Source organism: Asticcacaulis sp., from assembly GCF_051954415.1.
GTDB lineage: Bacteria > Pseudomonadota > Alphaproteobacteria > Caulobacterales > Caulobacteraceae > Asticcacaulis.
In genome coordinates this window covers 38,440-52,127 of the sequence record NZ_JBQCHT010000032.1, presented here as the reverse complement: position 1 = coordinate 52,127, position 13,688 = coordinate 38,440, and the positions used below count along the sequence as shown (strand labels likewise).

Sequence of the window (13,688 nt, the reverse complement as noted above, 5' to 3'; positions counted from 1 at the left end):
ACGCACCCGCGTTATCGCTTTCATACTCAAAGAAATATCACGTAAGCCATATGCTGCCCCCAATCAGCAGCAAGCCGGCCACAATCAAACTGATAGGCAAAGCGATACGCATTACCGACATCCCGCCCGGATCAGCCATTCGATTTCCTCTGCCAGTTTCTGCGGCGGCACGGCGATCAGGCGCTCTTCCAGGCCGATATAGACCACTCCATGCACGGCTGAAAACAATGTGCGGGCGCGGATAGTCAATGCCTCGGCTGAAAGCCCCGGCATGATCACCGACAGAGGCGCCCCGACATGGCGGAACAGGCCAAGCTGCGCCTCAACTGCCCAGTCCGGAAGCGGTGTCGTGATCCGCACCTCGAACATCATCCGCCACAAGGCCAGGTTCTCGCGCGCGAAGCGGAAATAGGCCAGGGCCACCGCCACCAGACGATCCAGCGCTTCGGCGCGAGTGGTCATCGGCAGGTGCGCGGTGTCATGCTCGAACAGGTCGTCCAGCCGGCCTTGCGTGCGCACGGTGATGCGCAGCAGCAGGTCGTCCATATCCTGCACAATATTATAAAGCCCGCCCAGCGCCACGCCGATATCGGCCGCCAGATCGCGCGCCTTCAGCGTATGGGCGCCCGTTTCACAGATACGTTTTTCCGCCGCGGTCAGCAGGGCTTCGAGCTGGGCCTGACGGCGATCGGCGGTGCTGGTGGATATCGGTTTGGCGGACATGAAGGGCTCACTGAAAATATTTTGAACATAGTTCATTTTAATGTTGAACGTCGTTCAAATTCACGCTACATAACTATTGTGAACAGCGTTCATATCATGGTTCGCCCCCGTGAGAAAGCGCTGTTTCACGCGCACTGTACGCCTCTGGGGGGCCGGATGTTTCATCATCCGGAAATGAGGGGGGATTGCACAGTAGCGTAACCGGGCGGCGGCGGGATAGCGCCGCCGCCCGGCTCTGCTCCGCCGGTGGAGAGTCGCCGGCATCCATTTGAGGTTTCAAGAGATGAAACGCCTGATCTTCGCCGTCACCGCCGCCACCCTGCTGACCCTGGCCCTGTGGATCGCCTTCCACGCCGCCAGTCCGAATATGCGCGGTTTCGCCTATGCCGACCGTGACTGGAACCGCGACCTGGCCCTGGCCGGCAATGACCTGCCGGTGCTGTTGAAATATAATCCAACCGATGGTGCCAGTTATGCCGGCCAGGTGCGGACATCAATGAAGCTGACAAGCGTGCAGCCTTAGGCAAGCCCCCCCACCACCACTGCCTAAGAAGGGCGCCCCCCCGTAAACAGGGGAGGTATGTAAGAGTATCGATCCGCCTTAAGGCGCAGAAGCCACACCCGATAGCGGATCGTCACCGGACACTCCCCCGCCAGGGATTATCCTTGCCAGAACCTGTGGATAGAGTTAGTCTTTAGTCTTAATCTTTGATTAAGCGGAGGGGTGCCGTGTTCGGGCTTAGGTTCAAGGTATTGATACTGGCGGGCGCTGTGAGCGCCATAGCCCTGCCCTGCGCCGCGCAAGAGATTGTCGCCGCCGCCCCGTCCAACCAGTACGCCCTCGCCGCCGGCGATGTCGCGGTCAGCGCCGTGGCCCAGCTCAATGACGCCGCCGAAACCGCCCACGTCCAGGAAAAGATCGAGCTTTACAAGCAGTTGATGGAACTGAACGGCGTGGCGCGCAATGTGCGCGAGGTCATCAACGCCACCAAGACCGCCACCCGCCTGATCGTCATCGACCGCGCCGGCCTGACCACGCTGACGCCGGAGCAGGACGCGCGCTACAATCAGATCGCCGACAAGATCCTGCTTGAAACGCAGAACAGCCTGATCGAAAACATCGCCGAAGCCCAGGCCCCGGCCTTCAGTTCCGACGAAATCCAACAACTCATCACCGCCAATTCGTCGATCGCGGCCGCCAAATACAATGCCGCCAAGTTCATGCAGCAGGATACATCCGCCGGCGGGGTCCAGACCTATATGGTCGAGGCGGTGATCAAGATCATCAAGACCTTTACGGAATCGCAGGCAAGCTAGGTCACGGCGGCCAATAACAGAGAACTTTTTTGGGGGTGGGGTTTGGCGTCGGTATCTTTTAAACGGTTGCGGATCAGTGCGTTTGCCTTGCTCGCCCTGCCGGTATTTTCGGCGCACGCACAGACGGCCCTGACCGTCAATCAATCGACGCAGTTGCAAGCCTATCTCAACCAGGGCATAGGCCAGCCGGTGCGCACCCCCAGTGACACCCAGGACGAGATCAACCGCGCCGTCATGCAGTCGATGAACAGCCTGACGCCCGAGCAACTGGCGGAATCCACTGCGGCCCCGGTCAATCCGGTCCGCAAAAAAGTGGAACTCGTCCGCGACGCCGCCGACGCCAGCACGACCGACGAAACGGCGCCCATAAAGAAAGCCAAGACCAGGGGAATGCTGGCCATCCTCGATCTTGGCGCGCCGGATACGGGCACGCCCAGCATCACATATGGTCTGGCCACCGGGCAGGGCGCGGCGCCGGTTGTGCCGGCCTCGGCCAATTTCGACCATGAAACCGCCGCCGCGGTGCTGGCGGCCTTCAAAGCGCCCGCCGGCCAGACACCGAACCCAACGGCTGAAAGCGCGGCAAGCTTCGCCGTCGCCCCCGTGCTCGATCCCGCCCTGGAGGAACGCGTCGACCTGGCCCGCGCCGTCTACCGCATCGACGGCACGGACGCGCTGGTGCGCCACTTCATCGCCACCCAGCACATGAAGCTGATCATCGGCGAAGTCGCCAACCACATCGACTTCTCCAAGCTGTCGGACAGCGACAAGTACCGTCTGGCCGCCATCGCCGCCGTGGCCCAGACCGAGCTTGAGGAAAAGGTCATCCGCATGAATGCCCTGATACAGGCGCAGACCCTGACCAAGCCGGAACTGCTGCAACTGCTGGCTGCCTATGACAATGATGCCCAGCGCAAGCTGACCGATATGCGCCTGCATGATGACGGCAAGGTCGATCGCGCCGCCGAACTGGATATCCGCCTGGCGCAGTTCCAGATCGTCAAGGCTTTCGAGGACACCCATTAAAACCATACCTTGCGGCGCGTCTGAAAACGGCTAAGAATAATGTCTGGACCGTTTGAGAGATTCCGCATGAAACGCCTGACCGCAATCGCCGCCTGTATTGCCCTGTCCACGCCGGCCCAGTTTACCCCGGTAATGGCCCAGACCGTCTATACCGGCGACAAGGTCGATGGCGCGGCGGTGATAGACAAACTGGACGTGGCGGACCTGCCGCCCGGCCAGGTGACGAAACTCTATTTCCGCGTGACGGATACGTCCATCGGTCAGGGCTGGTATGTGCCGGTGATCGTGGTCAAAGGCGCGAAGCCGGGCCCGAAACTTCTGATCACCGCCGGCATTCATGGTGATGAGTTGAACGGCATTTCCGTTTTGCAGCATCTGGCGCAATCGATCGATCCCAAGACACTTTCAGGCACACTGGTCGCCGTGCCCGGCCTGAATACCCCCGGCCTGCTGCATTCGACGCGCGGCTTCACCGCCGACGAGATCGGTACCAATGGCGACAACCTCAACCGCGCCATGCCGGGCAATACCGAAGGCGGCCCCTCATCGCGCTATGCCGGCCGGCTGTGGCACCAGATCTTCATCGGCAATGCCGATTTCGCCATCGACCTGCACACCCAATCACGCGGCGGCGCCTATCCCGGCTACGTCTTCGCCCAGACCGGCGCCGCGCGGCAAATCGCTGATCTCCTGCGGCCGGACGTCATCGGCATGGATGCCGGCGTCGAGGGCACCGTGGAAAACATGCTCAATCCGGCTGGCATTCCGGCGGTGACCTATGAACTGGGCGGTCCGGAAACCTTCAATGACGCCATGATCATCCGCGCCCTGCGTGGCGTCCGCAATGTCATGGTGGGCAAGGGGATGCTGGAGGGCCAGCCCGACCTCAGCGACCCGGCGCCCTTTGTCGGCAATGTCGTTACCGATATCGACAGTCCGCGCGGCGGCTGGACCACGGTGAAGGTAAAGCTGAAGGATGATGTGAAAAAGGGCGATGTGGTGGCGACCGTCAGCAATCCCTTCGGCGAAACCATCGCCACCATCACTGCACCGTCTGACGGCCATGTGCTGTCCATAGCCACCGATCCGCGCACCGAACCGGGCGACATGGTCGTGCGGATGATCGCCTGGTCGGACCAGGGCGTCTGCGCCCAGACCGGCTGCCCGGAAACGGCCCCGATGGTCAAGAGCCAGTAAGTGGACGCAGCGACCGCGGACTCAGTCTGGCAGCAGACGACACAAGCGATCGGGCGCTATGATTTTGCCGAAGCCAACAAACGGCTGACGGAAGCGCTGAGCCGGCTTGACGGCTCTGCGCGCATCCCGTTTCTGGCCCAGCAGGGCCGCGTGCTGGGACCGATGGGCCGCCAGGCGGAGGCGGTCGAGGCTGTTCGAGAGGCCGTGGACCTGCTGGAAACACCCGGCACCGAAGGCGATGCCGCCACCTGGCATGGGCTTGGCCTGACGCTTTGCAATGCCCGGCGGGAGGCCGAAGCCCTGCCGCTGCTTAAGCGCGCCGCCGAGTTGGCGCCGCACTCCGGCCCTTACTGGAAAACGCGCGGCGAAACAGAAGACTTTCTGGGCCTGACAGACGAGGCTGAACGCAGCTACGACGTAGCCGCTCGGACAGGCAACTGGGCGGCCCATCTGGCCCTGGCGCGGTTGAAACGCTGGACCAGGGAGCATAACCACATCGATCGCCTGATCAACGCACCTGTCAGGACCGCATTGCACCAGGCTTGCCAGGGCTATGCCCTTTTCAAGGAATATGACGATATCGACGACCGCGCGAATGCCTGGCGCTGGCTGCAAAAAGGCGCCGCCGCCGCGCGCAGCCAACCGGTCACGCCGAACCGCCCGCCATGGTCGGCGGCGGCTGAAAGCACTACGACAGACGTCTGGATAGCCGCTTTTCCGCCTGAACGTTCCGCCCACGTGCCAGCCATCAGGCGGAGCGCGCCACGCCGCATCTTTATCATTGGCCTGCCGCGTTCCGGCACAACCCTGGTCGAACGCATCCTGGGCGCCCACAGCCAGGTTCAGGCCCTGGGCGAGCTGCCGACCTTCCCGGCCGCCGTCAAGACCTGTTCCGGTTCGCAGACTCCGGCCCTGATCGACGCGGAAACCATCAAGGCCGCCGCGCATATCGATCCGCAGGCCATCGCCGATTTTTATGACCGGGAAATCGCCTGGCGTCATGACGGCTCACCCTGTGTCACCGACAAGCTGCCGCATAATTCGGACTATGCCGGCCTGATCCGGCTGGCCTTTCCCGATGCAGTGATCATCCATGTCCGCCGCGCGCCGATGGATGCGCTTTTCGGCGCTTACAAGCTCTATTTCGCCGCCGGCTGGTCATTCGATCAGAACGATCTCGCCGAACATTATCGCAATTACAGCCATCTGATGGCGCACTGGAAAACCTGCCTGGGTGACGGCCTGATCGATATCTCGCTTGAAGCCCTGATCCGTGATCCCGATATGGAAATCCGACGACTACTCGATGCCTGCGATCTGCCTTTTGAGACCGACTGTCTCCGTCCGCACAACGCAAAAGGCGCGGTGGCGTCGGCCAGTTCCAGCCAGGTACGCCAGCCAATAAACGCTGAAGGTATCGGCGCCTGGCGCCGATACGAAAAGGAACTGGCGCCTTTACGTGGCCGTTTGCAAAGCATGGGCGTAGTAGATTCCAATGGCGACACTTTGTCCTGAAAAAGTCACTGGTAAATTGTGATCACAATATGTAGTCTCCGCGCAACCTGATTGACGGAGCCGTCCCATGTCCCACAATGCCGATCTCGCTGCCCGCCGCGCCGCTGCCGTTGCCCGCGGCATTGGCCACGCCACCACGCTCTATGCCAGCCGCGCCGAAAATGCCGAACTGTGGGACGCGGACGGCAACCGCTTCATCGATTTCGCCGGCGGCATCGCCGTGCTGAATACCGGCCACCGTCACCCGAAGGTGCAGGCCGCTGCGCTGAAACAGATGGACGCCTTCACCCACACCGCCTTCCAGGTGGTGCCCTATGAAAGCTATATTGCGCTGGCGGAAAAGATAAACGCATTGGCGCCGATCGACGGACCGGCCAAGTGCGCCTTCTTTACCACCGGGAGTGAGGCGGTGGAAAACGCCGTCAAGATCGCCCGCTGTCACACGAAGCGTGACGGCGTCATCGCCTTTACGGGCGGCTTCCATGGCCGCACCGCCCTGACCTCGGCCCTGACCGGCAAGGTGGTGCCCTACAAAAAGGATCTCGGTCCGCAGCAGCCCGGCATCTATCACCTGCCCTTCCCGGTGGAAGCGCACGGCATCGATACCGATGACACGCTGAAAATGCTCGACTACCTGTTCAAGGCCGATATCGCGCCCGATGCCGTGGCGGCCATCATCATCGAGCCGGTGCAGGGCGAAGGCGGCTTCCTGATCACCCCGCCGGAACTGATGCGCGCGCTTCGTAAAAAGTGCGATGAGCATGGCATCCTGCTGATCGCCGACGAGGTCCAGACAGGCTTCGGCCGCACCGGAAAGCTGTTCGCCATGGAAAACTACGACGTCAGGCCCGACCTGATGACCATGGCCAAGTCGCTGGCCGGCGGCTATCCGCTCTCTGGCGTGGTCGGCCGCGCCGAGGTGATGGACGCGCCCATAGTGGGCGGCCTCGGCGGCACCTATGGCGGCAATCCTGTGGCCTGCGCCGCTGCGCTTGCCGTGCTTGAGGTGATCGAAGAGGAAAAACTGTGTGAGGCCGCCAAGGCCCAAGGCGCCAAGCTGAAGGCCCGGCTTGAAGCCCTGGCCCAGCGCAATGATATCGTGCCGATGGCCGCCATTCGCGGTCTGGGCGCCATGATCGCCTTCGATATCGTCACTGAGCGCGGCAGTTTCGCGCCGGATGCCGCGGCCACCAAGGCGGTGACAACCAAAGCCCAGGCCAATGGCCTGATCCTGCTGTCCTGCGGGGTCTATGCCAATACCATCCGCCTGCTGGCGCCGCTTACCGCCTCTGACGACATTCTCGATGAGGGGCTGGCCAAGCTGGAAGCCGCGCTGACGGTTTAGCGCCAGGCCGTCGCCCGCACAAACACATTGCCCGTCAGCCGGCCGATCCGCGGATCGGGGCTGAAATTGAAATCGTCGGGCAGGACGGCCGAGTGCAGCAGCTTGCCCGGATAGATGACGGCGCGGTTGAACCGCGCCTCGACCGACGCCAGTTCAACAAAGCCGTCCCGATCGCCCTTGTGATAGGCCTGGGTCACGCCGTAAAGCTCGGCATCCTTCATGCGGGCCGCGCTGTAAGCATCCTTGCGTTCGTCCGACAGGGTTTCAAAGCCGGAACCGAGGTGGCGGTAAAAGGCCGTGCCGCCGCCCGGCCGGCGCGACAGGTAGTGCAGGATGGCGAAGCCGTTCGAATCGTGATGGTCGAAATGCGGCACGGTCTGGAGCGGTTGCAGGTCTTCCGGCCTCGTCGTCACCAGGGAATAACCGGCATCGAGAATATCGTATTTGGTGATACCGTAGACGGACGCCATGACCGGGGCCAGCGACTGACAGACGGAGCTGACATAGTCGAAGCTTTCGCCATCCTGCGGCGTGATGCGCCGGCGACGTCCGGGATAATAATGGCCGCTCTGGCTTGGGAAGGGCGCCATATCCACGGCCAGATCGATGATGCGCTCCGGCTCCTGGACGAAATTATCGATCACCACGACGGGCGTCTCTTCCACACCAACCTTGAACACATTGACCGACACTTTATCCTCCATCTATCCGACTGTTCTGCAACACTTTAAGCCCGGTTGCAATTCTCGACCGTCAGTTTAGGCTGCGGCAAAACAACGGGGAGATACCATGCCGGATACCAGTAACGCCGAACCCATATTGGCACTCAATCCCCAGGCGCAGATCGAGGTCATCCGGTTCGGAGACGAAGGCCAGAATGTCCTGGTTGCCGATGACGTGCTGCTCGATCCGGAAGCGCTGCTCAGTTACGCGGCGCATTCACGCTTCGGCACACCGCCCACCGGCTCGAAATATCCAGGCCTGATGGCGCCGGTGCCGCCCGCCTATATCACCCTGCTCGCCGATGTCCTGAGGCAATCCATGGTTCAGGTCTTCGGGATGCACCCTGATTTGCCCCTGAAGACCTATGGCTTTTTTGGCCTGGCCACGCTGGGCGTGGACCAGATGGCCAGGGCGCAGGCCGCCCCCCATACAGACGCCCATCGGCTGAACAGTTTCGCCACCGTCCATTACCTCAGTCCGCGCCCGCAGGGCGGGACCGCCTTCTACCGCCACAAGGCCAGTGGCCTCGAACTGATCACGCCCATCCGCAGCGACAAGTTCAGCTATCTGCGCCGTCAGGAACTGGCCGGCGCGGATAACCAGCCGGTCCGCGATGCCTTTTATGACGAGATTCTGAGCATAGAGCCCCGGTTCAACCGGCTGATTCTTTACCGGGCGGGGCAACTGCATTCGGCGAAACTGGACCCGGCCACGCCTTTGAGCGAGTCGCCGGCGGACGGGCGCCTGACCGCCAACCTTTTCTTCAATACCGAGGGCTTTTAGGCCGTAAACTCATAAATATCGCGGCCATGGCGGCTGAAATGGCAAAATAATGCCAGGAGATGGGTGCCGGTCGTAGTCAACCTACGGCCAAACCCATCGACGCCGCAGGATGAAGCCATTTCGCCGTCGGCGACGATGCGGCCCATTTGCACGGACTACGGCGTCGAAAAATCTTGAAAATGTAGGCATTTCCTTCGCTTTTTCTCCTGCTATCCGCACAAATAGTCTCGCACCATGGCCATGATATTTATGAGTTTACGGCCTAACCGCCCGCCGCTTCCAGACTCTTGAAGGCCTCGGAGGCGCAATTGCGGCGGATAAAGTCCTCATGGGTCGGCAAACCCTTGACCCGATCGAGGACGGCCGATCGCCAGCGCCCCAGATGCAGGCGCAGGTCGTCATCGTCCATGGCGTCGGCTGCGGGATGGTAGTCTTCCGGCACCAGCCCCTGACCGGTGAGGATAGCCACCCAACTGACTTCGCGGAACAGCTCGGAATCGCGCCACAGGGTCTGGCAACTGGCACGGAAGACATCCAGCCGGTTTTGCAGGCTTTCCGGAATCGCCATCTGCCGGACGTGCCGCCAGAACGGCGTATCGTCGCGCTCGGTCACCTTGTAGTGGGCGATGATGAAGTCCTTGATATTGTTATAGGACAGTTCGACCTCGCGGTTGTATTCGGCGGCGATATGCGGGTTGAAACCGTGACGCGGAAAAAGCGCCAGGAAGCGGAACAGGCCCGACTGAACCAGATGGATGCTGGTCGATTCCAGCGGTTCCAGGAAACCACTGGCCAGGCCCAGAGCCAGGACATTCTTGTTCCAGGCCAGGTTGCGGCGACCGGTGACAAAACGCAGCACCTTCGGGTCGGCCAGGGGTTTGGCATCCAGGCGGCCCAGCAAGGTTTCACAGGCCGCGTCTTCGCCGATGAATTCATCACAGAAAACATAGCCATTGCCAGTGCGATGCTGCAACGGGATACGCCACTGCCAGCCGGCCTCACGCGCCGTGGCCCGCGTATAGGGCAGCAGTTCACCGGCACGTTCGCACGGCACGGCGGCGGCGCGGTTCATCGGCAGCCAGTGGCTCCAGTCGGTATAGCCGGTCTTCAGGGTCTGTTCGATCAGCAGCCCCCGGAAGCCGGAGCAATCGATGAACAAATCCCCCTCGATCACCCGGCCGTTTTCCATCTGGACCGAGGTAATGAAGCCGGTTTCCGGATGCTGGCTGACCGTGACGATCTTGCCTTCCTGACGCACGACTCCGCGTTTTTCGGCGTATTTGCGCAAATACCGGGCATAAAGCGCCGCATCGAACTGAAAGGCATAATTCACAGGCGGTTTGCCGGGTTCGCGCCGGACGCGCCCAAAGCGCCCCTGAAACGCGGCCTCCGTCTCGGCATTGTATTTGCCGATATCGACCGCGCTCAGCCCCGCCTTGTGATAATGGCGGAAATAGTAGTGCGGGAAGCTGAAGCCGTCGATTTCGGTGCCGAAAAGGCCGAACGGATGGAAATAGCTATGACCCTGATGCCGCCAGTCCTGGAACTGGATGCCCAGCTTGAAGGTGGCATTGGTTTCACGGATGAATTCATCCTCATCGAGGCCGAGGAAGTAGTTATATTCCAGGATTGGTGGGATTGTCGCCTCCCCCACGCCGACCGTGCCGATCTCCTCGGATTCGATCAGTGTGATATCATAGGCATGACTGCCCAGCGCCTTTATCAGCGCCGCCGCCGCCATCCAGCCGGCGGTGCCGCCGCCGACAATTACGATCTTCCTGACCGCTGGTTGCATTTCATTTCCCCGGACTCTGATACTATGAACGCATTGCCCCCGATCCTTCTCGCCGCCGGATCGCAGGCCTTGTAATTACACCCGCACGGGCACAATGCCCAAAGCCTGCTCCATCGGCTTCATCGGCTCCACCGCCGCCTTGATGAAGCCAAGCATTTTCTGGAAGTGCTGGATGGCCTCCGCATCGCTGACCTGATCGGCCAGCGGATCATAGGCTTTCGGGATCAGGCCGTGCCCCAGCAGCATGGACAGCCAGTCGTCCTCCTCGAAGGTTTCGTCATCATAGACCACCAGATTGCCGCGCGCCTCGAACAGATCCAGCTTGTAACGCAGGGCGTCCGGGACCTCAATATTGCGGCAGTGATCCCAGAATGGCTGGTCGAACCTCTGATTCAGAACATAGTGGCAAAGCTGGTAATCACGGATGCGCTCCAGCGATGACTGGACATTTCGGTTATATTCGGTGCTTTCGATACCGCAGTCCCGGTTGATCGGGAACAGCGAGATCAGGTGCGACAGGCCCAGCAGGTTGACGTGCATACGCACGCTGTCGATCGGATCGAGAACCGCCGCCGCCTCGCCGATAGCCACGCAGTTCTTCTCCCAGAACCGGCGGCGTGTACCGGCGGTAAAGGGGGTGACCACCGCATCGGGGTTGAGCTTCAGGGAGGTGAAGATACCCGCCGCCTCGTACGCTGCCTCATCGGTCAGGTCGTGGCTGGTATAGACCTGCTGCACCGCCGTACAGTTACGCAACGGATAAAGCCCGGCCCAGCCGGACCGGAAGGCCGAAACCTGGCTGAACGGCGGCAGGGGTGCCAGGGGCGCCGCATAGGTGGTCATCAGACGGTCGCAAGGGAACCACTGGCGCCACGAATCAAAGCCAACCTCAAGCCCCTCGCCAAGCAGGGCGCTTTCGGCGCCTGATGCATCGATGAAGAAGTCACCTTCTATGGTCTGGCCATCAGTCAGGGTGACACCGATGATATCGCCGCTCAGCGGATCGCGCGCAACCTCGGCCAGGCGCCCCGTAATGTGTTTGATTTTTCGGTCCAGCGCCACCGTCTTCAGCACATGGCAATAGCCCTTGGCTTCGAGATGATAGGCGTAATCGCAGATGGCAAAGCCATCTACCGCCTCGCCCGGCAGGAAAAAGCGGCCGTATTTCGCCGCCACGGCGTTCAGGGAGAAGTCATCGAACTCGGCCTTCAAGCCTTGCGCGCGCGCCTTGACCCAATAATGGTGAAAGGACACGCGGTTGAGCGGGCGCCCATAGGTCGAGTAGCCGTGAATGAAGGGCGGCTTCGTTTTCGACCAGTTATTGAAGCGCTGGCCCAGCGTATAGGTGGCGTGCGCCGCGTTCATCATCGGGCCTTCATTGATGCCGATGAGGTTATGATAGGCTTCCTGCTGTTTCAGCGTAGGGTAGACATCGCCCGGCCGCAGCAGGGAGGGCAATTCGACCACGGTAATATCAAGCCCTGACTGGCCCAGGGCCCGCCACAGCACATTGGCGCTGAGCCACAGGGCGTCGTCGCGCCCGACGATGACGACCTTCTTGACCGGATGATCAGACATTACCGGTCTCCTGCATCACCTTGGCGGAAGGATCGAAGCAGTAATCGCGCAGGAAATCGGCGTGCGTCGGCAGGGCATCGACGTTGACGGCCACCCGTTCCTGCATTTCCCGCATCTTTTCCAGCATGGCTTCAGTGCTCATATTATCGACCTGCCGGTCATAATGGCGCGGCAGGATATTCTGGCCGGTATAGACCGCTACCCAGCTTGGCGGCGCGAACAGGCCATCCCGATAGCGATGGATGTGACCGCGGTGTTTGAAGGTCTCCATCTTCTCGATCAGCGTATCGGGCACCGTCATTTCGCGGACATACCGCCACAGGCCGGTCGGGTCTTCCTCGGCCGGCTTCTGGTTGGCGTGATAATGCAGGATCAGGAAATCGCGCACCCGGTCATATTCGATATCGATGGTGCGGTTGAATTCGGTCACCAGCTTCGGATCGATCTCGCGGCCCGGAAACAGGCGCATGACAAAATCAGACGCCATCTGCGCCAGGTAGATGCTGGTCGATTCCAGCGGTTCGAGGAAACCGCTGGCCAGGCCGATGGCGATGCAGTTCTTGTACCAGGACTGTTTGCGACGGCCGGCGGCAAATTTTATGAGGCGCGGATCAGCCTGGGCCTTGCCGTCCAGACCCTCAAGGAGGACTTCAGCGGCCCGGTCCTCCGTGGTGAAGCGGCTGGAAAAGACATAGCCATTGCCGGTACGGTGCTGAAGCGGGATCCGCCATATCCACCCGGCCTCCCGCGCTGTGACGCGGGTATAGGGCGTAAAATCATCCGTCCGCTCGCACGGCACGGCCAGGGCGCGATCGCAAGGCAGCCACGGCGTCCAGTCCTCCCAGGGCACCTTCAGGGTTTGTCCCAGCAGCAGGCTGCGGAAACCGGAGCAATCGATGAACAGGTCGCCTTCGACCACTTCGCCTGAAGCCAGGGTCAGCGACCGGATAAAGCCGTCCTCCGGACGCAGATTGACTTCGACCACCTTGCCCTCGGTTCGTTGCAATCCCCGACCTTCCGCCCAGCGTCGCAGATAGCGGGCATAAAGGACCGCATCGAACTGATAGGCATAGGCGAAGGTGGAGCGCACAGACCGATCGTCTTCGGACGGGAAATCGAATTTCAGGTTGCGGCAGGCCATGATCGGGAAGGAATAGGCTTCCAGATCGCTGTCATGACCGTTGGCCCGCGCCTTCAGCCAATACTGGAACAGGGGCACGCCGTTGATGGCCTGACCATGGATGCCGAAGGGATGGACGTATCTGTCACCCTCGCGTCCCCAGTTGCGGAAATCGATACCGAGCTTGAAGGTGGCATTGGTGTCGCGCATGAATTCGGGCTCGTTCAGGCCCAGGAAATCATTGAAGCTTTTCAACTGCGGCAGGGTGGCCTCACCCACGCCCACCGTACCGATCTCATCCGATTCAATCAGGCGTACGGAGGCGAATTCCGGCTTGAAACCCTTGATGAAGCCCGCCGCAGTCATCCACCCCGCGGTTCCGCCGCCCAGGATGACGATTCGGATGGGATCTTTCTGCATGGTGCGACGCGCCTCCACTTTTTCTCTTGTTTCCGGCTCAGCATAACCAGGTTTTTCGTGACTGTGCGGTCATTTTCCGCAAGGGTCAAGCGCGTTCAAAAGGTGTTGGCCGCGACATAATTGCTTACAAAAAAAGACGCGCCGCC

12 protein-coding genes are annotated in these 13,688 nt (G+C 61.1%); 7 read left to right on the top strand and 5 right to left on the bottom strand.

Annotation, left to right across the window (positions count from 1 at the left end; translation table 11 throughout):
* Nucleotides 1–111: 111 nt before the first annotated feature.
* Nucleotides 112–723: a TetR/AcrR family transcriptional regulator gene (locus ACTHND_RS10900; protein WP_440177969.1), complete on the bottom strand. Its 612-nt coding sequence runs from the start codon at nucleotides 721–723 to the stop codon at nucleotides 112–114.
* Between the two features lie 283 nt (nucleotides 724–1,006).
* On the opposite strand from ACTHND_RS10900, the gene ACTHND_RS10895 reads away from it, so the two are divergent.
* From ACTHND_RS10895 to gabT, 6 genes are all read left to right on the top strand, one after another.
* Complete coding sequence (locus ACTHND_RS10895; protein ID WP_440177968.1) at nucleotides 1,007–1,246, top strand: hypothetical protein; 240 nt, start codon at nucleotides 1,007–1,009, stop codon at nucleotides 1,244–1,246.
* A 206-nt stretch (nucleotides 1,247–1,452) separates the two neighbouring features.
* Nucleotides 1,453–2,040, top strand: coding sequence for a hypothetical protein (locus ACTHND_RS10890; protein ID WP_440177967.1), 588 nt, complete (start codon nucleotides 1,453–1,455; stop codon nucleotides 2,038–2,040).
* Nucleotides 2,041–2,082: 42 nt separating this feature from the next.
* Nucleotides 2,083–3,066 carry a hypothetical protein gene (locus ACTHND_RS10885; RefSeq protein ID WP_440177966.1) on the top strand — a complete coding sequence of 328 codons (984 nt, stop codon included), beginning with the start codon at nucleotides 2,083–2,085 and terminating at the stop codon, nucleotides 3,064–3,066.
* Between the two features lie 66 nt (nucleotides 3,067–3,132).
* Nucleotides 3,133–4,263, top strand: coding sequence for a succinylglutamate desuccinylase/aspartoacylase family protein (locus ACTHND_RS10880; protein ID WP_440177965.1), 1,131 nt, complete (start codon nucleotides 3,133–3,135; stop codon nucleotides 4,261–4,263).
* Nucleotides 4,264–5,778 carry a tetratricopeptide repeat-containing sulfotransferase family protein gene (locus ACTHND_RS10875; protein WP_440177964.1) on the top strand — a complete coding sequence of 505 codons (1,515 nt, stop codon included), beginning with the start codon at nucleotides 4,264–4,266 and terminating at the stop codon, nucleotides 5,776–5,778.
* A gap of 67 nt (nucleotides 5,779–5,845) precedes the next feature.
* Nucleotides 5,846–7,123: a 4-aminobutyrate--2-oxoglutarate transaminase gene (gene gabT, locus ACTHND_RS10870; protein ID WP_440177963.1), complete on the top strand. Its 1,278-nt coding sequence runs from the start codon at nucleotides 5,846–5,848 to the stop codon at nucleotides 7,121–7,123.
* Here gabT and ACTHND_RS10865 read toward each other — a convergent pair.
* Nucleotides 7,120–7,827 carry a DUF6445 family protein gene (locus ACTHND_RS10865; RefSeq protein WP_440177962.1) on the bottom strand — a complete coding sequence of 236 codons (708 nt, stop codon included), beginning with the start codon at nucleotides 7,825–7,827 and terminating at the stop codon, nucleotides 7,120–7,122. The two genes, gabT and ACTHND_RS10865, sit on opposite strands and share 4 nt — an antisense overlap.
* 85 nt (nucleotides 7,828–7,912) lie before the next feature.
* On the opposite strand from ACTHND_RS10865, the gene ACTHND_RS10860 reads away from it, so the two are divergent.
* Nucleotides 7,913–8,629 (top strand): DUF6445 family protein, encoded by a 717-nt coding sequence (locus ACTHND_RS10860; protein ID WP_440177961.1) that lies wholly within the window; start codon nucleotides 7,913–7,915, stop codon nucleotides 8,627–8,629.
* A gap of 262 nt (nucleotides 8,630–8,891) precedes the next feature.
* Here ACTHND_RS10860 and ACTHND_RS10855 read toward each other — a convergent pair whose 3' ends face one another.
* The 3 genes from ACTHND_RS10855 to ACTHND_RS10845 form a co-directional block, all read right to left on the bottom strand.
* A complete protein-coding gene (locus tag ACTHND_RS10855; RefSeq protein ID WP_440177960.1) occupies nucleotides 8,892–10,424 on the bottom strand; it encodes a tryptophan halogenase family protein in 1,533 nt (510 codons plus the stop codon).
* 75 nt (nucleotides 10,425–10,499) lie between these two features.
* Entirely contained in the window at nucleotides 10,500–12,002 is a 1,503-nt protein-coding gene (locus tag ACTHND_RS10850; RefSeq protein ID WP_440177959.1) for a tryptophan halogenase family protein, read from the bottom strand.
* Entirely contained in the window at nucleotides 11,995–13,542 is a 1,548-nt protein-coding gene (locus ACTHND_RS10845) for a tryptophan halogenase family protein (RefSeq protein WP_440177958.1), read from the bottom strand. The genes ACTHND_RS10850 and ACTHND_RS10845 overlap by 8 nt, the downstream gene beginning before the upstream one ends.
* Nucleotides 13,543–13,688 lie beyond the last annotated feature (146 nt).

Bases quoted from the DNA above. Each gene is read 5' to 3' on its own strand.
- ACTHND_RS10900 (WP_440177969.1), bottom strand. From the start codon at position 723: ATGTCCGCCAAACCGATATCCACCAGCACCGCCGATCGCCGTCAGGCC.
- ACTHND_RS10895 (WP_440177968.1), top strand. From the start codon at position 1,007: ATGAAACGCCTGATCTTCGCCGTCACCGCCGCCACCCTGCTGACCCTG.
- ACTHND_RS10880 (WP_440177965.1), top strand. From the start codon at position 3,133: ATGAAACGCCTGACCGCAATCGCCGCCTGTATTGCCCTGTCCACGCCG.
- gabT (WP_440177963.1), top strand. From the start codon at position 5,846: ATGTCCCACAATGCCGATCTCGCTGCCCGCCGCGCCGCTGCCGTTGCC.
- ACTHND_RS10865 (WP_440177962.1), bottom strand. From the start codon at position 7,827: ATGGAGGATAAAGTGTCGGTCAATGTGTTCAAGGTTGGTGTGGAAGAG.
- ACTHND_RS10860 (WP_440177961.1), top strand. From the start codon at position 7,913: ATGCCGGATACCAGTAACGCCGAACCCATATTGGCACTCAATCCCCAG.
- ACTHND_RS10855 (WP_440177960.1), bottom strand. From the start codon at position 10,424: ATGCAACCAGCGGTCAGGAAGATCGTAATTGTCGGCGGCGGCACCGCC.
- ACTHND_RS10850 (WP_440177959.1), bottom strand. From the start codon at position 12,002: ATGTCTGATCATCCGGTCAAGAAGGTCGTCATCGTCGGGCGCGACGAC.
- ACTHND_RS10845 (WP_440177958.1), bottom strand. From the start codon at position 13,542: ATGCAGAAAGATCCCATCCGAATCGTCATCCTGGGCGGCGGAACCGCG.